This window comes from Rhodanobacter sp. OK091, assembly GCF_900142825.1.
In the GTDB taxonomy this organism is placed as follows: Bacteria; Pseudomonadota; Gammaproteobacteria; order Xanthomonadales; family Rhodanobacteraceae; genus Rhodanobacter.
Map to the genome: position 1 here is coordinate 612,342 of NZ_FRCH01000002.1, position 17,417 is coordinate 629,758.

The window sequence follows — 17,417 nt, forward strand, 5'->3', positions numbered from 1 at the left end:
CGTTTGCGGACTCCTGCAGAATTGGGCGGGCTTTACTCGGGCTTGTCGCCCAGTTTGGTCATTTCCGGGCTGGAGGTGAAGTCGCCCTTGCTGCGCTGTTTGTTCAGCGGTTCGCCGACGACCTGAAACCACACGTTCTCGGCGATGTTGGTGGCGTGGTCGCCGATCCGCTCGATGTTCTTGGCCATGAACAGCAAGTGGGTGCACGGCGTGATGTTGCGCGGGTCTTCCATCATGTACGTGAGCAACTGGCGGAAGTAGCCGGTATAGGCCTCGTCCAGCACCACGTCGTTCTTCCATACCTGGTAAGCGGCGTCGGCATCGCGTTCGTTATAGGCCAACAGCACGTCGCGCACTTCGTCTGCAGCCAGTTCGGCCAAATGGCGCAGTCCGCCGACAGGGGCGACCGGAGCCACCATCGACAACGGGATCGAGCGCTTGGCCACGTTGGCGGCGTAGTCGCCGATACGTTCGATGTCCGAGGCGATGCGCAGCGCGGCATACACATTGCGCAGGTCGCCGGCCATGGGCGCACGCAGCGCCAGCAGGCGCACCACATCGTGGCCGATTTCCTGCTCCAGCTGATCGATCGCATCGTCGTTGCCGACCACGCGCTGGGCGGCGCGTTCGTCGCGGCGTTCGAGCACGTCGATGGCAGCCTCCAGCTGGATTACCGACAGCTCGCCCATGCGCACGATTTCGCCGGTGAGCCGGGTCAGTTCGCTGTCGTAACTCTTGATGATGTGGTCTGTGCCGGTGTTCATGATGTTGTCCTTTGTGATCAGCCGAAGCGGCCTGTAATGTAATCCTCAGTCTGCTTCCTGCCCGGCTTGGTGAAGATCTTCTCGGTCTGGTCGAACTCGATCAGTTCGCCCATGTACATGAAGGCGGTGAGGTCGGAGACGCGCGCCGCCTGCTGCATATTGTGGGTGACGATGACGATGGTGAACTGGCTTTTCAGCTCTTCTATCAATTGCTCGATGCGGCTGGTGGCGATCGGATCGAGTGCGGAAGTGGGTTCGTCCAGCAGCAGCACTTCGGGCTTCAGCGCGATGGCGCGGGCGATGCACAGGCGCTGCTGCTGGCCGCCGGATAGGCCAAGCGCGTTCTGCTTGAGCTTGTCCTTCACTTCGTCCCACAACGCGGCGCTGCGCAACGCCTGTTCGACGCGGGCTGTCATGTCGGTTTTGGACAGCTTCTCGTGGTGACGGATGCCGTAGGCGACGTTCTCGAAAATCGTCATCGGGAACGGCACCGGCTTCTGGAACACCATGCCCACCTTGCCGCGCAGGCGATTCATCGAATAGCCCGGGTCGAGGATGTTCTCGCCGTCCAGCACGATCTCGCCTTTCGCTTCCAGCTTGGGGTAGATCGCGTAGATGCGGTTGAAAATGCGCAGCAGGGTCGACTTGCCGCAGCCGGACGGGCCGATGATCGCGGTGACCTTCTTCTCCGGGATATCCATGCTGATGCCTTTCAGCGCATGGAAACCGCTGTAGTAGAAGTGCAGGTCGCGCACCGTGAGCTTGGGCGCGACAGCCGATGCGGCGGCCGCCTGCGCCGGGTTTGTGGCGATGGCGGAGTCAGTCATGGGACACCTTGGTGCGGGAAAGGATCAGGCGGGAAGCGAGGCTGAGCAGCAGCACGAACATGGTGATCACGAACGCACCGGCCCAGGCCAGCGCGTGCATCGCATCGCCCGGATCGTTGGCGTACTGGTAGATGATCTGCGGCAGGCTGGACATCTTCTCGATCGGATTGATCGCCATATAGTTGTTGCCGAACGCGGTGAACAGCAGCGGGGCGGTCTCGCCGCTGATGCGCGCCAGCGCCAGCAGCACGCCGGTGATGATGCCCGAACGCGCGGCGCGGATCAGGATCTGCAAGGTCAGCTTCCACTGCGGCACACCGAGCGACAGCGCCGCTTCGCGCAAGGTCGACGGCACCAGCCGCAGCATTTCGTCGGTGGTGCGCACGATGACCGGCAGCGCGATCAGCGCCAGCGCCACGCCGCCGGCGAAGCCGGAGAACGTGGTCGATCCGTGGGTGAGCACCGTAGTCGGCAGCACGATGATGGTATAGACGAACAAGCCCATCACGATCGACGGCGCAGACAGCAGGATGTCGTTGAGGAAGCGGATCGACTCGCCCAGCCTGGTCCGGTCCGCGTACTCGGCCAGCCAGGTGCCGGCAAGCACGCCGATCGGCGTGGCGATCGCGATGCCGATGAAGTTGATGATCAGGCTGCCGACCATCGCGTTGGCAAGGCCGCCGCTCTCGCCATACGCGGTGATCTTGGTGAACAGTTTCAGGTCGAGCGCGCTGATGCCCTGGCGCAGGGTTTCCCACAGGATCCAGGCCAGGAACGCCAGGCCGACCAGGGTGGCCAGCGTACTCATCACCATCGCCAGCGCGTTGGTGATGCGGCGACGCAGATAGGGAGAGCTCATCAGCGACCCTCCTTGCGGGCGAGCTGGCGCAGCATCAGCCGCGCGATCAGCAGCACGACGAAGGTGACCACGAACAGCAGGAACGCCAACGCCATCAGCGAGGACTTCTGCAGACCGGTCGCCTCGCTGAACTGGTTGGCGATGGTCGAGGCGATCGAGGCGCCGGGGTCGAGCAGCGAAGCCGACAGGTGCATCGCGTTGCCGAGCACGAAGGTCACCGCCATGGTTTCGCCCAGGGCGCGACCGAGGCCGAGAAAGATGCCGCCAATCACCGCCGAGCGGGTATAGGGCAGCACGATGTCCCACGACACCTCCCAGGTGCTGGAGCCGAGCGCATAGGCCGACTCCTTCAGCCGCGTCGGCACGGTCTGGAACACCTCGCGCATCACCGAGGAGATGAACGGGATGATCATGACCGCCAGCACGATGCCGGCGACCAGAATGCTGGCGCCGAACGGATAGTCGCTGCCGAACAGCTTGCCGACGAACGGCACGTGTTCGGCGGCCCATGACAGCTTGCCATCATCGGGTTTGTTGCCGAGGTTGTTGGTCAGCCACGGCTTGATATGGTTGGCGAAGAACGGGGCGAAGACGAACAGGCCCCACATGCCGTAGATGATCGAAGGAATCCCCGCCAGCAGTTCGATCGCCGACGCGACCGGTGTGCGCAGCCAGGCAGGTGCCACTTCGGAGAGATAGACGGCAATGCCGAAACTGATCGGTACCGCTATCAGCAACGCGATGAGCGAGGTGGCAATCGTGCCGTACACCGGCACTACCGCGCCGTAGACATCATTGCCCGGATCCCACGCCGAGCTGACCAGGAAGTGCCAGCCGAAGGCGCTAAACGCCTCGCGGCCACCCCACAAGGTGGCGCCGGCGGCGCCGAGCAGGGACGCCAGTACGATCAGTGCACAGCCTTTCAGCAACCAGCGGAACAGCCGTTCGTGGCGGGCATCCCGGTGGCTGCGTTGCTCCAGGATATCGATGGGCAAGGCGGCTTGATTGGCTGGCATGGCAATCCATGGTTACGAAATAAAAACTCCCTCTCCCTTGCCGGGCTTTGCCGGCAAGGGAGAGGGAGTCAGGACATCAATGCTTGTATTCGGAAGCCCAGTACGCCTCGATCTTGCTGACCAGAGGAGCCGGCAGCGGGACATAGTCCAGCTCGCTGGCCGCCTGCTGGCCGTTCTCCAGCGCGTACTTGAAGAAATCGAACGCGACCTTGCTGTTGCCGGCATTCTTCGGCGTCTTGTACATGATCATCCAGGTGGTGGCAGTGATCGGCCACGCCTGGGCACCCGGTGCATTGGTCATGATCAGGTTGAAGTCCTTGGCGCTCGCCCAGTCGGCGGTGGCGGCGGCAGCGGCGAAGGCATCGGCGCTCGGCTTCATGAAGTTGCCGCTGGCATTCTTCAGGTCGACCCAGGCCAGCTTGTTCTTCACCGCATAGGCGTATTCGACGTAACCGATCGAACCCTTGATCTGGCGAACGTACTGCGAGACACCTTCATTGCCCTTGCCACCCACGCCGGTCGGCCATTCCACGGCGGTACCAAACTTGACCTTGCTGGCCCACTCCGGATTGACCTTGGACAGATAGTTGGTGAAGTTGAACGAGGTACCCGAGCCGTCCGAGCGATGCACCACGGTGATCTTGCCGGCCGGCAGGGTGAGACCGGCGTTCAGCGCGGCGATCTTCGGGTCGTTCCAGTTGGTGATCTTGCCCAGGAAGATGTCGGCGAGCGTGACGCCGTCCAGTTTGATCTGATCGGCCTGCACACCGGTGATGTTGACCACCGGCACGATGCCGCCGACCACGATCGGAAACTGGCCGAGGCCGTACTTCTGCAGATCTTCCGCCTTCATCGGCGCGTCGGAGGCGCCGAAGTCGATGGTGCCTTCCTTGATCTGCGCGATGCCGGCGCCGGAACCTACCGACTGATAGTTGAGATGGTTGCCGGTCTTCTCGGCATACGCGGCCGACCATTTGGACATGACTGGGTAAACGAAGCTGGAACCGGCGCCCGTGATATCGGTAGCCTGTGCGGCCACGCCGAAGGTCGAGGCCACGGCGATCGCAGCGACAGCAGCGAATCGGGCGGATCGAGTGAGGTATTTGCGTGAGGTCAGCACGGTAGCTCCTTGGAGGGGATGGTCGGATGAGACCCCGCCATTTCAGGCCCTTCGTGTTGCCATTGGATGTAATGAATGTTTCAAAGAGATGACAGTCGATGACAGACTGTCATGGTTCCCGCAGAAGGCCATGACCGGATGGCCTGAAAACGACGTGCGGTGGTGGTCTCAGGCGGCATCCAGTCCGAGCTGTGCCTGTTCGAGGAGTTCCAGCCGGCGCCAGCGATTGACCACGTTGCAGAACAGTTCGGCGGTACGTTCGGCGTCGTACACGGCTGAATGGGCTTCGCGACTGTCGAAGGGCAGGCCGGCCGCCAGCACGGCCTTGCTCAGTACCGTCTGGCCATAGGCGAGGCCGCCCAGGCTGACCGTGTCGAAGCAGCTGAAGGGGTGGAATGGATTGCGCTTGTGTCCGCAGCGGCGCACCGCCTGATTCAGGAAGCCGAGATCGAACGCCGCGTTGTGGCCGACCAGAATGGCCCGCTGGCAGCCGGCTTCGCGCACCGCTTCGCGCACCACATGAAAGATATGGTCCAGCGCCAGCCGTTCGGCCAGCGCGCCGCGCAGCGGGTTGGTCGGGTCGATGCCGGTGATCTCCAGCGAGCGTGGATCGAGGTTCGCGCCGGGGAAGGGCTCCACATGAGTCGACACGGTTGGCCGCAGGCACAGAAAGCCGTCCGCACCGATTGTCAGCGGCACTGCGGCTATTTCCAGCAGGGCGTCATGCTCGGCATCGAAGCCGCCCGTTTCCACGTCGACCACCACCGGCAGAAAGCCGCGAAACCGCTCCGCCATGCGCGATGCGGTGTTGTTGCTCAGTATTCCCATCGCCGAAGCATATCAGCCGCCTCACGCAACGTGAGCGAATTGCCTGCTCGGTGGCGCATTTCCTTGTGACCCGATTCAATGTCACGAATGTGTCATTAAAGATGCATCCAATCGTAAAAATGACTCGCCACACTTGTTAACTAATCGCTAGCCGGCCATCGGATCGAGGGGGCGGTTGAGATGTTTCCCACCAACTTGCGGAGAATGACATGCGTTCCAAATTGATTGCGGTGGCGATTGCCGCTGGCCTGGGCATAAGCAGCTTCACGGTGGTTGCGGCACCGGCACAGACGCAGCACAAGACGCACAAGAAAGCGCAGACATCGACCGCGGCGACCCCGGCGGCCAGCAACACGGAAATCGAGTTGCTGAAAGCGCAGCTGGCCGCGTTGCAGGCCAAGGTGGATTCGCTGGAGCAGCGCACCGACGCGCAGTCCGACATCAACGTTTCCACCGGTCAGGCCGTGGAATCGGTGCAGAAGGCGCAGGTCGTCGCGGACACCAAGGTCAGCACGATCGACAAGCTGGTCAACAATACCAAGGTCAGCGGCACCATGTTCTTCGACATGACCGACGTCAGCCACAAAGAGCAGACCGGTACCGGCAGCTCCATCAAGAAAGACGGCCATGGTTCGGTCAATGGCGTTGGTTACGACGTGAAGCGCTTCTACCTCACCGTCGAGCACAAGTTCAACGATATCTGGTCGGCCAACCTGACCACCGATTTCAACTATGTGTCTGCCGATTCCGAGACCCAGTTGTTCGTCAAGAAAGCTTACCTGCAGGGCACGTTCGATCCGCTCTTCGCGGTCCGCTTCGGTGCGGCCGACATGCCGTGGATCCCGTATGCCGAGAAGTGGTACGGCTATCGTTTCCTCGAGAACACGATCACCGACCGCTCCATTGATGGCGGCCGCGGCACGGCCGGCGCCGCTGCCACCGGCATCGGTGCGTTCGGCAACTCGTCGGACTGGGGTGTCCATGCGATGGGCGCCACCACCGGCGACAACGCGTTCAACTACCAGGTTTCCGTGGTCAACGGCGGCGGCTACAAGAATCCGACGCGTTCGAGTGGCATGGACGTCGAAGCCCGTATCGGCTATCAGCCGATCAAGGAGATGGTCATCGCGCTCGGTGGTTACGACGGCAAGCGCGCCAAGGACGTGCAGAACGGTCAGCCGACCCGGAATGCCACGCGTGGTGATGCGTTGGTCGCTTTCCGCAACGATACCTTCGGTATCGGTGGCGAGTATTTCATGGCGAAGAACTGGGATGACGTCCTGAAGTATCAGGGCGTCGTGCCGGCACCGGCGGCGATCAAGGACAAGGCTGACGGCTACTCGGTCTTTGGTGACTGGACCTTCATGCCGCAGTGGGCGTTGTTCGCTCGCTACGACAGTGTCACCTACAAGTATTCCGGCGTGAACGGCGTCTACAAGCAGCTCAAGGACACCTACTACAACGCGGGCGTCTCCTACGATGTGATGAAGAACCTGCGTCTGGCGCTGGCTTGGAAATATGACAAGCTCGAAGGCCCGGCGGCCAGCCCGTTCACCTACAAGACCAACGAAATCGGCTTCTGGGGCATCTTGAGCTACTGAGCCTGACAGTTATCGAAGGGAGTTCGATCCAGGGATGGAAAAACGGCGGGCTCTTGCCCGCCGTTTGCTTTGTTGCATTCCATTGAGTCAGCTGCGTGCATCACATGCGGCTGGATTCACCCAGGCGTCAAATCGTCGTTCTGAAACTGTCACACGATCGCTGCATACTGCAGCTGCAGCAGTGGTCACAGGTTATCGCAAGGGAGTTTCATCCCATGGACGGAAAACGGCGGGCTTATGCCCGCCGTTTGCTTTTCAGGTACCGTGGGTTGCTGCCGTCAGCGGTTGTCCAGCGTCGCGCCGGTCAGCAACCCGCGCGCCAGCATGCTGCACTGGCGCCGATACAGCAGCAGCTGCCACTGGCGGCCGCCGACCTGCCGCCACAACACCGCCGAGCGCACGGCCGCGAGCAAGTTGGCGCGCACCTTTTCGACCACCACCGGCAGTTGCAGCTGCTGCGGGTTGCCGCTGACCATCACCCGCGGCTTCAGCGTGGACAGGGTAGAGGCGTACAGCTCGGCCAGCCGGCTGATGACCTGCGCCGAGTCCTGGCCGAAATGCTCGACCTGCCGCTGGGCGGCGACGATGCCTTGCTGCAATTTGCCGAGCAGCTCCGGGCGGCCGGTCAGGCTGCGTTCCAGCCGCATCACGGTCACCACCATGCGGGTCACCGCCATGTCGCGATCGCTCTCGTCGAGTTGTGCGATCAGGTTGCGCAATCCGATCCGTACGCTGGAGATGTTGCCGTACACGCCGACTACCGAGGGCGCGTCGATGCGGAACACGCTGGCCACGCTGGCCTCCATCGCGCCCTCATCGCAGCGGCCTTCGTTGGCCAGCTGCTGCGCCAGCGCACAGGCCTGGAACAGTCCGGCTAGAGCAAGCACGCGCTCTTCATTCATTGAAAATGTTTCAAACACGGGATGGCGGTTCTCTTGCGGGGATCGTGGGGGAGGGAGTGAATGCCGGCAGCAGGCCGCCGTACGGCGCGTCGGTGGCAGCGATCACCGCGCCGCCGAGACAGACTTCATGATCGTAGAAGACCACCGACTGGCCCGGGGTGACCGCGCGCTGAGGCTCGTCGAAGCGTACCTCAAGACCGTCGCCGCGGACGTCGACGACACAGGCCTGATCGAGCTGGCGATAGCGGGTGCGGGCGGTACAGCGAAAATGGGCGGCGGGCGCCACGCCGGCGATCCAGTTCGGCATCTCCGTCTGCAGTCGCTGCGAATACAGCCAGCGGTTCTCGCCGCCCTGGGCGATGTACAGCACGTTCGCGGGCACATCCTTGCCGACCACATACCAGGCCTCGCTGCCGGCGCCGTGGCGCCCGCCGATGCCCAGCCCGTTGCGCTGGCCCAGCGTGTAATACATCACGCCTTGATGCTCGCCGATCAGCTCGCCCTCAGGCGTGCGCATCTCGCCAGGCCGGGCCGGGATGTACTGGGCCAGAAAGCTGCGGAAATCGCGCTCGCCGATGAAGCAGATGCCGGTGGAATCCTTCTTCGCATGGGTCGGCAGCGCTGCTTCGCGGGCCAGTTCGCGTACGCGGGGTTTCTCGATTTCGCCCAGCGGAAACAGCGTGGCGGCGAGTTGCCGCTGGCCCAGCGCGTGCAGGAAATAGCTCTGGTCCTTCGCCGCATCCACTGCGCGCAGCAGGCGATGGCGGCCTTCGTGAAAATCGACGCGTGCATAGTGGCCGGTGGCGATCTTCTCGGCGCCCAGCGCATGGGCTTCGTCCAGGAAGGTCTTGAACTTGATCTCGCGGTTGCACAGCACATCGGGGTTCGGCGTGCGGCCGGCGCGGTATTCGGCGAGGAAATGCTCGAACACGCCGTCCCAGTATTCCGCGGCAAAATTGCGTGCATGGAACGGGATGCCGAGCCGCCCGCACACGGCGACGGCGTCCTTGCGGTCGGCGTCGGTGGTGCAGGGGCCGGAGCGGTCGTCCTCTTCCCAGTTCTGCATGAACAAGCCTTCGACCTGGTGGCCGGCCTGTTGCAACAGCAACGCCGCGACCGAGGAATCGACGCCACCGGAAATGCCCAGCATCACTTTCACGTCAAGCTACCTTCAGCTAGATAACTCAAGGTGTCCAGCGGCAGGCGCCGTCCAGCCAGCCACGCGTCGATGCTCAGCAATACCATCGGGCTGCGCAGGCGGTCGCCGAGTGCCGCGATTTCCGCACGGGTCAGCCACAGCGCGCGGCGGATATCGGTATCCAGCGGGCGGTCCGGGGCATGGCTGACAGCCCGGGCGGCGAAGCTGAAACGCACCACGGCCTCGCCATGCTCGGTGCTGCGCCACTGGTGCACACCGATCAGGTGCTGCAGTTCCACCGTCCAGCCGGTCTCCTCCAGCGTCTCGCGCACGGCGGCCGCCGTCAGGCTTTCGCCGTCGTCGAGGTGGCCGGCAGGCTGGTTGTAGGCGATTCGGCCGTTCACCGCTTCCTCGACCATCAGGAAACGGTCGCCGACGGCCACGACGCAGGCAACGGTGACGCGCGGGCGCCAGGTCTCGGTAGCGGGAACAGAATCGGCCATGGGGAGCGGCAAGGGGCTGGAAAAGCGGCCATTGTGCCATTACCTATGCAGACGGTCGTTGCGGACAGCTGAAAATCCTGCGCGGCGTATACTTCGAATCAGAGATCACACCCCAAGAAACCATGGCCCACGAAACCGAACACGAGCACGACAGCGGCCGCGGTCTGGCGCTGGAAACCGCCAAACCGGAGGTGGCGCGACCCCCACTGTTTCAGGTGCTGCTGCTGAATGACGACTTCACCCCGATGGACTTCGTGGTCGAGGTGTTGCGCGGGTTTTTCAACCTCGACCAGGAACAGGCGGTGCAGGTGATGCTGCATGTACATACCCGTGGCAAGGGCGTATGTGGTGTATTTACCCGCGAGGTGGCTGAAACCAAGGTAACCCACGTCAACGAATATTCACGTTCCCATCAGCACCCATTGTTGTGCACTATGGAAAAGCTCTGAGCGACCCCCATTTCGTGCTCATCGCGGCATTGAAGGCCGCTCAACTTTTCAAGCGGAGACGATCCGAATGTTCAGCAAGGATCTGGAAGTCACCATCGGTCACTGCTACAAGCAGGCCCGTGAACAGCGCCATGAATTCATGACGGTGGAGCACCTGCTGCTGGCACTGACCGAGAACCAGTCGGCACTGGGCGCCTTGCGCGCCTGCGGCGTGGACCTGCCACGGCTGTCGACCGAACTGACGCGCATCATCAACGAAACCGTGCCGGTATTGCCGCACGGCGATGAGCGCGACACGCAGCCGACGCTGGGTTTCCAGCGGGTGCTGCAGCGCGCCGTGTATCACGTGCAGTCCTCGGGGCGCAAAGAGGTCACCGGCGCGAACGTGCTGGTGGCGATCTTCGGCGAGAAGGATTCGCATGCCGTGTATTTCATGCATCAGCAGGAAATCACCCGGCTCGACGTGGTCAACTACATTTCGCACGGCATCGCCAAGATCGGCGACGAACCGGCGGCCGGCGTGTCCGGCGGCGAGCGCGAAGGCGAAGAGGGCGGCGAGCCGAAGGGCAATCCGTTGCACGAGTTCGCCAACAATCTCAACGAGTTGGCGCTGGAAGGCAAGATCGATCCGCTGATCGGCCGCGCCGACGAGATCGAGCGCACCATCCAGGTGCTGTGCCGCCGACGCAAGAACAACCCGCTGTACGTCGGCGAGGCTGGCGTGGGCAAGACGGCGCTGGCCGAGGGTCTGGCCAAGCGCATCGTCGACGGCGAAGTGCCCGAGGTGCTGGAAGATGCCACGATCTGGTCGCTGGATCTGGGCGCCCTGGTGGCCGGCACCAAGTATCGCGGCGATTTCGAGAAGCGGCTGAAGGGCGTGATCGCCCAGCTCAAGAAGCAGCCGGGCGCGATCCTGTTCATCGACGAGATCCATACCATCATCGGTGCCGGTTCGGCGTCGGGCGGCACCATGGACGCCTCGAACCTGATCAAGCCGATGCTGGCTTCGGGCGAGCTGCGTTGCATCGGTTCGACCACGTTCCAGGAATATCGCGGCGTGTTCGAGAAGGATCGCGCGCTGGCCCGTCGTTTCCAGAAGATCGACGTGGTCGAGCCGACCGTGGCCGACAGCATCGAGATCCTCAAGGGCTTGCGCTCGCGTTTCGAGGAACACCACCACGTCGCCTATACCAACGAGGCGTTGAAGGCGGCGGTGGACCTGTCGGTCAAGCACATCCCGGACCGGCTGCTGCCGGACAAGGCGATCGACGTGATCGACGAGGCGGGCGCCCGTCAACGGCTTTTGCCGGAAGATCAGCGTACCGGCACGGTCGACGTCAGCGAAGTCGAGTACATCATCGCGAAGATGGCGCGGATCCCGGCCAAGCAGGTGTCGGCATCGGATCGCGACGTGCTGCGCAATCTCGATCGCAACCTGAAAATGGTGGTGTTCGGCCAGGATCCGGCGATCGAGGCGCTGGCCGCGTCGATCAAGATGGCCCGCTCGGGGCTGGCCGATCCGTCCAAGCCGATCGGTTGCTTCCTGCTGGCCGGTCCCACCGGTGTCGGCAAGACCGAGGTCACCAAGCAGCTGGCGATGCAGCTGGGTATCGAGATGATCCGCTTCGACATGTCCGAGTACATGGAAGCGCATTCGGTGTCGCGGCTGGTCGGTGCCCCCCCGGGCTACGTCGGCTTCGACCAGGGTGGCCTGCTGACCGAGGCGGTGACCAAGCATCCGCACGCGGTGCTGCTGCTGGACGAGATCGAGAAGGCGCATCCGGATGTGTTCAACATCCTGCTGCAGGTGATGGACCGTGGCGTGCTGACCGACACCAACGGCCGCGAGGCGAACTTCAAGAACGTGGTGGTGGTGATGACTACCAATGCGGGCGCGGCGATCGCGGCACGGCGCAGCATGGGCTTCGTCGAGCAGAAGCACGAGTCGGACGCGATGGAAGTGATACGCCGCATCTTCACGCCGGAGTTCCGCAACCGGCTGGACGCGGTCATCCAGTTCAGCGCGCTCGATTTCGAGCATATCCTGCGCGTGGTCGACAAGTTCCTGATCGAACTGGAAAGCCAGTTGACCGAGAAGCACGTAAGCCTGGACGTGGACGCCGATGCCCGCCGCTGGTTGGCCGAGCACGGCTTCGATCCGCAGATGGGCGCACGGCCGATGGCGCGGGTGATCCAGGAGAAGGTGAAGCGCGCGCTGGCCGACGAACTGCTGTTCGGCAAGCTGGCCGAGGGTGGTGTGGTTCGCCTGAGCGTGCGCGACGGCGAACTGAAGGTCGATTGCGAGGCAGCCGAAAAGCTGCCGGCGGTGGTTGGCTAAACACTGCCTCGGCGGTCAAACGCGGGACAAAGCAAAGGCGGCGCATTGCGCCGCCTTTTGCATCTTCAGGCACCACCATCCCCGTTACCGAACCGCACAGTTACTTCGCGCGGTATTACTTCATGCGGTACGTGATGCGTCCCTTGCTCAGGTCGTATGGGGTCATTTCGATCTTGACCTTGTCGCCGGTGAGGATGCGGATGTAGTGCTTGCGCATGCGGCCGGAGATATGGGCGATGATTACGTGCCCATTTTCCAATTGCACACGAAACATGGTGTTGGGCAAGGTCTCCTGGACCGTGCCTTCCATTTCGATGACGTCGTCTTTGGCCATGTGTTCCGGGGTTCACGCGCAGCCGTCATGGCTGCGTAAGCCGACGATTATGCCACGAATAGGGGTTTGGTTAAAGAAACAACAGCGAATACCCCGATCCATCCGGATCAGGCGAAATGCTCATCCAGCTTGCGCCGAATCTCCTGTTCGACCATGCCCTTCAACGGGGACAGCATCAGGCCGAGCTCGGCATGGACCTCGATGGCGTCGCTGCTGACGGCGATCGTGCCGTTCACCCCGGGCCGTGAAAAGCGCAGCGTGTCGCCGTGCCACTGTCCATCCACGCCGAGCTTTTCGTGCATCCGCGCGGCCACCTGATCGACCACCGCGCGGGCTTCGGCGATCGACAGTTGATGCGGACGGCGGATATCGATCTTGGGCATGACGGGCTCCGTGGGAATAGCCCATCTTAATGCTAGAGTTTCGCGATCTTTCCGGCGGTCGATTCATGCGTATCGAATTTCTCAATGCGGCCCGTGAGGACTTCCACTGGACGGAGGCGCAGTTGCGTATCGGCAGCGCGCCCGACAACGACCTCGTGCTGGCGGCCAGCCAGGCGGCGGCCCAGCACCTGCGTATCCAGCAGGATCGTCGCGGCTGGGTGCTGCAGGTGTTGCCGTCGGCCGACCGCATTTATGTCAACGCCCGGCCGGTACGCGAACGCGCACTGCTGCGTGCCGGCGACGTGGTCAGCGTCGGCGATTGCCGCATGCTGCTGCGCGCCGATCAGGATCCGGCGCTTCGTCCGCCGCTGGGCGTGCCGGAGCAGGGGCGCTGCACCGTGGCGTTGCGCGCCGTGGCGGGTCCGTTGTCCGGGCGCGTGTTGCCGTTGCAGGACAGTCTGGAGCTAGGGCCGCAAGGTCGTTGCGCATTGGAGCTGCCACAGGGCGACGTTGCCTCGCTGCGCATTTTCTGGGACGACGGTCAGTTGCTGCTGGAAACCACGCAGCCATCCGAACGTCATCCGCTGCGGGTCAACGGTGTCGGTGTGCGCAGGTTGGCGCTGCAACCCGGGGACCAGATCGGCTTGGCCATGCATCGCTTCGTGGTCGAGGCGCCCGGCATGGAGCCCGAGCCCGAAATCGTGATGCCCGATCCGCCGTCGGAACACTTGCCGGAAGAGGCCGCCGGTCCGATCGGCGAGGTGTGGTGGCTGATCGTCACCGCCGCTGTGCTGGCGTTGGGCATCGCGCTGGTGCTGCTGATCCGTTTTTGAGTACGCCGGCAGCACGCCCCTGATCCGTGATGCACTGCCGGAAACCGGCATGCGGTCGGCTACAATGTCCGACAGATCCGATGTTTGAAGCGCCCATGAATACGCCTCGTCCCAGCTTGCCTGCCAACCCAGGCAAACGTTCCTCCGGTCCGCAGGGAACGCGACTCTTCGCCCAGGAGGATCTGCGTGCACTTGCGTCCGGGACAGATGGGGTATCCGAAGGGCGGGCCAGCGTACACAAACCGGTTCTGGAGAGCATCAGTCCGGAGCTCGGAGGACGACGGTTTTCCATTCACTCGGGCCGTCAGACGATAGGCAGGCTCGCCAGCAACGATATTGTTGTCAGCGGCCCTAGCGTCTCTTCTTCGCACGCCTGGATCACGAATCAGCAGGGGCGCTGCGTCATCACGAACACGTTGTCGACCAACGGCACGTTCGTGAATGGCAAACGGATTCACCAGGCAACTCTCAGGCACGGCGATCGCGTCCGTCTGGGGGAGGTCGAGCTGGTGTTTCTGACCCGCGATCGCGGCTCGCCCGATCCGAGGCACTTCGTTCGCCTGGCTGTCGCGTTGATCGTGCTGAGCGGTCTGGCTGCATTGGCATGGTGGCTTCTATGAAGTCGCCTCGATGAGCGAGCGCGCATGGCCCCAAACTCTTGGCCGTTATCGCATCGAAGGGGTTCTTGGTGAAGGAGCGATGGCCGTCGTCTATGCCGGTTTCGATCCCGGCATCGAGCGGCAGGTGGCGATCAAGTGCCTGCACCGGGAAGTGGCCTCCGATTCCGCCTACCGGCAACGGTTCCTGACCGAAGCCCGTGCAGCGGGCAATCTGGTCCATCCCCACATTGTCACGATTTTCGATGCGGGCGAGACCGACGACGGCCGCTCGTACATCGCGATGGAGCGCCTCTCAGGCGAAACGCTGGCCAGCCGAGTGGCGAGCGAGGGGCTGCCGCCTCTGCCGGTGATCATCGAACTGGCCACCCAGATCGCCGCGGCGCTCGACTATGCCCACGCCCAAGGTGTCATCCACCATGACATCAAGCCGGAAAACATCATGCTGGCCGATGGTTGGCACTACGCCAAGATCAGCGACTTCGGCATTGCCGATCGTCGTGGGATGTCCAATCCCGGAGGCAGCGAGCGCCAGGAGATTGGCGGAACACTGGCCTACATGGCCATGGAGCGTTTGCGCGGTGAGCCAGCCGATGCGCGAAGTGATCTGTTCTCGCTGGGTGTGGTGCTCTACTGGCTGATCACCGGCAAATTGCCCTGGTCCGAAACCGCAGACGTACGGGGCCTGATCAGGCAACGGCTACGCTCGCCACGCCCGCCGCTTGAACCCGTTGATCCGGCAACGCCGATGATGCTGATCGACATCGTGCATACCTTGCTGGCTCCCGCCGCGCAGAGGCGCTATCAGCGCGGCGCCGAAGTCATCGACGATCTTCGCCTGTCCCGTCGCGAGTACGAACGGCTGCACGAAAAGCCTTTGGCCAACCGCATCGTGTCGCTGCGGCTGCGTTGGGCCGGTGCGCTGGGAGCCACCTTGTGCCTTGTCCTGCTGCTTGGCCTGGCGGCGATCTATGCCAAGCAGAACGCAGCCGTCACCGGGCTGGCACTGGATTTCGGCAGTTCCCTGGGGCGCATGGTCGCCAGCGAATCGGCAGAGAACCTGCTGCTGGGCGATCGCGCCGCCACCCGTGCGCTGGTGGAGGACGTCGCGCGCAATCAGCAGATCCACTATCTCGCCATCGCCGATCGATATGGCGACATCATCGCCAGCACGCACCAGGCGGAGATCGGACAGAAGCTGCCTGCCGCCAGCGAGCAGAAATATCCATCGTCATCGGATGGCGTCGAGAGCTATCGCAGCGAAGTCGTGAACGGCACGCGCCATGACGAGATGCTGCTGTTCGACGTACCCATCAGCTACCAGGCCAAGATCGTCGGTGAACTACGCCTGGGCGTCAGCAACGAACCACTGCGTACGGCACAGAAGACCACCTTGTGGGTCATCGTTGCCGTTCTCTTGACGACGCTTGCCGCCCTGGTCGGTGTCGCCTATTGGCTATTCAGGCGGCCGCTGGCTTTGCTGGACATGCTCGGCGATGCGTTGCTCGGGGTGGCTCGCGGAGATTTCCACTACCGCATCCGCCTCGAGCGCAGGGATGAATTGGGCCGGCTGTTCACCGCCTTCAACCTCATGAACAGCGCATTGGAGACGCGGGGGCATGTAGCGGCCCAGCGATCCCCGCATGCCGTGGCGGACGATGTGACGCAACCGACCCAAATCATCAGGCCTCCGGTTGCCGGTGAAGAAGCAACCTGAGTTCTTCCGCTTCTTATCCCGTCTGTCTGGTGGCAGATCAGGCCAGGGGCACGGCACAGTTCAGATCTGTTTCAGCCGATGCTTGAGGTCGAGCGCGCGCGCCCGATAGATAACGGCTGGCTCGTAATTCGGGTTGATGGCCAGGATGCGGTTCCATAGCGTGATGGCCTGATCCAGCTGCTGGTCGCGGTACAACACGATCGCATGCTCGTGATAAGAGGCCAGCAGCTGTTCGCGCAGGGCAGCCGCTTGCGGCCCCACGGGTTTCAGTCTGGGCTCGATGGACAGAGCTTCGCCCAGGCGCGCGAGAGCCTGGTCACTCTGCCCCTGATCGAGCAGCGACAAGCTCTCTCTTTGTAGCCGCTGCGCCTTTGCCGTCGGCGACTCCACGGCAGGGGCGCTGCTTTCCGATACAGCCAGCGTGTCGCTCCCGGACCCGGCCGGATCGGTGGTGCTGCTTCCGGATAATGCAGCGCCCGCTGCCGACGATGTGCCGGCGCGGGACAAGGGCAGATGCACCGTTTCGCCGACACGCAACATGGATGGGTTGGTCGATCCGTTATAGCGCGCCAGGATCAGAAACGATCCGGCATCGCCCAGGTAGCGGGCAGCCAGGGTGCTGTAAGAATCGCCGGCTTGCACAGCGTAGGCGCGCGAACGGGAACCGAGCGCCTGTTTGGGATCGACCGTAAGCTGGCGCAGCATGGCTTGAGCCGAACGGTCGCCGGGGTGCAGCAGCAGATATTGCCGCAGGTCCTGCTCGCCCTCGCTGTAGTGGCCGAGCTGGAGCTCGTTGACGATCGCGGTGAACGATAACGTCGGGCGCGGGCTGGCCTCAGAGGGGGCCGGTGGCGCCGTAGTCGTCGTGGTCGAATTTCCATTGACCTTCGACTTGAGTGCATTGACCTGAGCGCAGCCCGCCAAACCCAGCATGGTCAATGGGATGGCCACGAGCATGGCCTGCTTGAGCCACCATCCGTCGCAACGAGTCTGTCTTGCCAAAGTCATACGCCCCCTGATGGCTATCCATGGCCTGCTGTCAGACCGTCTCGCCATTGTAACGGCAGGTTTCGCCACCGACTGAAGTTCTCCTGGCTACCGCATCGAGCCTTCGCAAGTCATCCGGAATCAGCATCCGATGTTGACCACCCCATGCTGCGCCGCGCCATAATGCATGGACCACTATGA

Annotated in this window: 18 protein-coding genes; 6 read left to right on the top strand and 12 right to left on the bottom strand. The window is 63.0% G+C overall.

Annotation, left to right across the window (positions count from 1 at the left end):
* Nucleotides 1–32: 32 nt before the first annotated feature.
* From phoU to rnt, 6 genes are all read right to left on the bottom strand, one after another.
* Nucleotides 33–764, bottom strand: coding sequence for a phosphate signaling complex protein PhoU (phoU, locus tag BUA26_RS12270; protein ID WP_072761085.1), 732 nt, complete (start codon nt 762–764; stop codon nt 33–35).
* Nucleotides 765–781: 17 nt separating this feature from the next.
* Nucleotides 782–1,591 carry a phosphate ABC transporter ATP-binding protein PstB gene (gene pstB, locus BUA26_RS12275; protein WP_072761088.1) on the bottom strand — a complete coding sequence of 270 codons (810 nt, stop codon included), beginning with the start codon at nt 1,589–1,591 and terminating at the stop codon, nt 782–784.
* A complete protein-coding gene (gene pstA / locus BUA26_RS12280; RefSeq protein ID WP_072761090.1) occupies nt 1,584–2,450 on the bottom strand; it encodes a phosphate ABC transporter permease PstA in 867 nt (288 codons plus the stop codon). The genes pstB and pstA overlap by 8 nt, the downstream gene beginning before the upstream one ends.
* Nucleotides 2,450–3,466: a phosphate ABC transporter permease subunit PstC gene (gene pstC / locus BUA26_RS12285; protein WP_072761092.1), complete on the bottom strand. Its 1,017-nt coding sequence runs from the start codon at nt 3,464–3,466 to the stop codon at nt 2,450–2,452. The genes pstA and pstC overlap by 1 nt, the downstream gene beginning before the upstream one ends.
* Nucleotides 3,467–3,542: 76 nt before the next feature.
* Entirely contained in the window at nt 3,543–4,583 is a 1,041-nt protein-coding gene (gene pstS / locus BUA26_RS12290; protein ID WP_083573022.1) for a phosphate ABC transporter substrate-binding protein PstS, read from the bottom strand.
* 171 nt (nt 4,584–4,754) lie between these two features.
* Entirely contained in the window at nt 4,755–5,414 is a 660-nt protein-coding gene (rnt, locus tag BUA26_RS12295; RefSeq protein ID WP_072761094.1) for a ribonuclease T, read from the bottom strand.
* Nucleotides 5,415–5,623: 209 nt separating this feature from the next.
* On the opposite strand from rnt, the gene BUA26_RS12300 reads away from it, so the two are divergent.
* Nucleotides 5,624–7,015: a porin family protein gene (locus BUA26_RS12300; RefSeq protein WP_072761096.1), complete on the top strand. Its 1,392-nt coding sequence runs from the start codon at nt 5,624–5,626 to the stop codon at nt 7,013–7,015.
* 278 nt (nt 7,016–7,293) lie between these two features.
* Here the strand turns inward: BUA26_RS12300 and hflD are convergent, their stop codons facing one another.
* From hflD to BUA26_RS12315, 3 genes are read right to left on the bottom strand one after another with little or no spacing between them, the layout of a single operon-like run.
* Nucleotides 7,294–7,917 (bottom strand): high frequency lysogenization protein HflD, encoded by a 624-nt coding sequence (gene hflD, locus BUA26_RS12305; protein WP_072761098.1) that lies wholly within the window; start codon nt 7,915–7,917, stop codon nt 7,294–7,296.
* 10 nt (nt 7,918–7,927) lie between these two features.
* Nucleotides 7,928–9,076, bottom strand: a complete 1,149-nt coding sequence (gene mnmA, locus BUA26_RS12310; protein WP_072761100.1) for a tRNA 2-thiouridine(34) synthase MnmA — start codon at nt 9,074–9,076, stop codon at nt 7,928–7,930.
* On the bottom strand, nt 9,073–9,558 hold the full coding sequence (locus tag BUA26_RS12315) for an NUDIX hydrolase (protein WP_072761102.1): 486 nt from the start codon (nt 9,556–9,558) through the stop codon (nt 9,073–9,075). Before BUA26_RS12315 ends, mnmA begins: the two co-directional genes overlap by 4 nt.
* 122 nt (nt 9,559–9,680) lie before the next feature.
* On the opposite strand from BUA26_RS12315, the gene clpS reads away from it, so the two are divergent.
* Entirely contained in the window at nt 9,681–10,007 is a 327-nt protein-coding gene (clpS, locus tag BUA26_RS12320) for an ATP-dependent Clp protease adapter ClpS (protein WP_072761104.1), read from the top strand.
* Between the two features lie 67 nt (nt 10,008–10,074).
* A complete protein-coding gene (gene clpA, locus BUA26_RS12325; RefSeq protein ID WP_072761106.1) occupies nt 10,075–12,345 on the top strand; it encodes an ATP-dependent Clp protease ATP-binding subunit ClpA in 2,271 nt (756 codons plus the stop codon).
* A 115-nt stretch (nt 12,346–12,460) separates the two neighbouring features.
* Here clpA and infA read toward each other — a convergent pair whose 3' ends face one another.
* The gene (infA, locus tag BUA26_RS12330; RefSeq protein ID WP_007508585.1) at nt 12,461–12,679 is read right to left on the bottom strand and encodes a translation initiation factor IF-1; all 219 of its coding nucleotides are present in this window, start codon (nt 12,677–12,679) and stop codon (nt 12,461–12,463) included.
* A gap of 107 nt (nt 12,680–12,786) precedes the next feature.
* Nucleotides 12,787–13,062, bottom strand: a complete 276-nt coding sequence (locus BUA26_RS12335; RefSeq protein WP_072761108.1) for a polyhydroxyalkanoic acid system family protein — start codon at nt 13,060–13,062, stop codon at nt 12,787–12,789.
* Nucleotides 13,063–13,127: 65 nt separating this feature from the next.
* Here BUA26_RS12335 and BUA26_RS12340 point away from each other — a divergent pair, with 65 nt between their 5' ends.
* The 3 genes from BUA26_RS12340 to BUA26_RS12350 all read left to right on the top strand — a co-directional run bounded on the left by BUA26_RS12340 (nt 13,128) and on the right by BUA26_RS12350 (nt 16,229).
* Entirely contained in the window at nt 13,128–13,895 is a 768-nt protein-coding gene (locus BUA26_RS12340) for an FHA domain-containing protein (RefSeq protein WP_072761109.1), read from the top strand.
* A gap of 95 nt (nt 13,896–13,990) precedes the next feature.
* Entirely contained in the window at nt 13,991–14,515 is a 525-nt protein-coding gene (locus BUA26_RS12345) for an FHA domain-containing protein (RefSeq protein WP_072761571.1), read from the top strand.
* Between the two features lie 10 nt (nt 14,516–14,525).
* Nucleotides 14,526–16,229, top strand: a complete 1,704-nt coding sequence (locus BUA26_RS12350) for a serine/threonine-protein kinase (RefSeq protein ID WP_072761111.1) — start codon at nt 14,526–14,528, stop codon at nt 16,227–16,229.
* 60 nt (nt 16,230–16,289) lie between these two features.
* On the opposite strand, the gene BUA26_RS12355 is transcribed toward BUA26_RS12350, so the two are convergent.
* On the bottom strand, nt 16,290–17,306 hold the full coding sequence (locus tag BUA26_RS12355; RefSeq protein WP_255368305.1) for a LysM peptidoglycan-binding domain-containing protein: 1,017 nt from the start codon (nt 17,304–17,306) through the stop codon (nt 16,290–16,292).
* Nucleotides 17,307–17,417 lie beyond the last annotated feature (111 nt).

Coding starts and splice junctions, on each gene's coding strand:
- phoU (WP_072761085.1), bottom strand. CDS start 764: ATGAACACCGGCACAGACCACATCATCAAGAGTTACGACAGCGAACTG.
- pstB (WP_072761088.1), bottom strand. CDS start 1,591: ATGACTGACTCCGCCATCGCCACAAACCCGGCGCAGGCGGCCGCCGCA.
- pstA (WP_072761090.1), bottom strand. CDS start 2,450: ATGAGCTCTCCCTATCTGCGTCGCCGCATCACCAACGCGCTGGCGATG.
- pstC (WP_072761092.1), bottom strand. CDS start 3,466: ATGCCAGCCAATCAAGCCGCCTTGCCCATCGATATCCTGGAGCAACGC.
- rnt (WP_072761094.1), bottom strand. CDS start 5,414: ATGGGAATACTGAGCAACAACACCGCATCGCGCATGGCGGAGCGGTTT.
- BUA26_RS12300 (WP_072761096.1), top strand. CDS start 5,624: ATGCGTTCCAAATTGATTGCGGTGGCGATTGCCGCTGGCCTGGGCATA.
- hflD (WP_072761098.1), bottom strand. CDS start 7,917: ATGAATGAAGAGCGCGTGCTTGCTCTAGCCGGACTGTTCCAGGCCTGT.
- BUA26_RS12315 (WP_072761102.1), bottom strand. CDS start 9,558: ATGGCCGATTCTGTTCCCGCTACCGAGACCTGGCGCCCGCGCGTCACC.
- clpS (WP_072761104.1), top strand. CDS start 9,681: ATGGCCCACGAAACCGAACACGAGCACGACAGCGGCCGCGGTCTGGCG.
- clpA (WP_072761106.1), top strand. CDS start 10,075: ATGTTCAGCAAGGATCTGGAAGTCACCATCGGTCACTGCTACAAGCAG.
- infA (WP_007508585.1), bottom strand. CDS start 12,679: ATGGCCAAAGACGACGTCATCGAAATGGAAGGCACGGTCCAGGAGACC.
- BUA26_RS12335 (WP_072761108.1), bottom strand. CDS start 13,062: ATGCCCAAGATCGATATCCGCCGTCCGCATCAACTGTCGATCGCCGAA.
- BUA26_RS12340 (WP_072761109.1), top strand. CDS start 13,128: ATGCGTATCGAATTTCTCAATGCGGCCCGTGAGGACTTCCACTGGACG.
- BUA26_RS12345 (WP_072761571.1), top strand. CDS start 13,991: ATGAATACGCCTCGTCCCAGCTTGCCTGCCAACCCAGGCAAACGTTCC.
- BUA26_RS12350 (WP_072761111.1), top strand. CDS start 14,526: ATGAGCGAGCGCGCATGGCCCCAAACTCTTGGCCGTTATCGCATCGAA.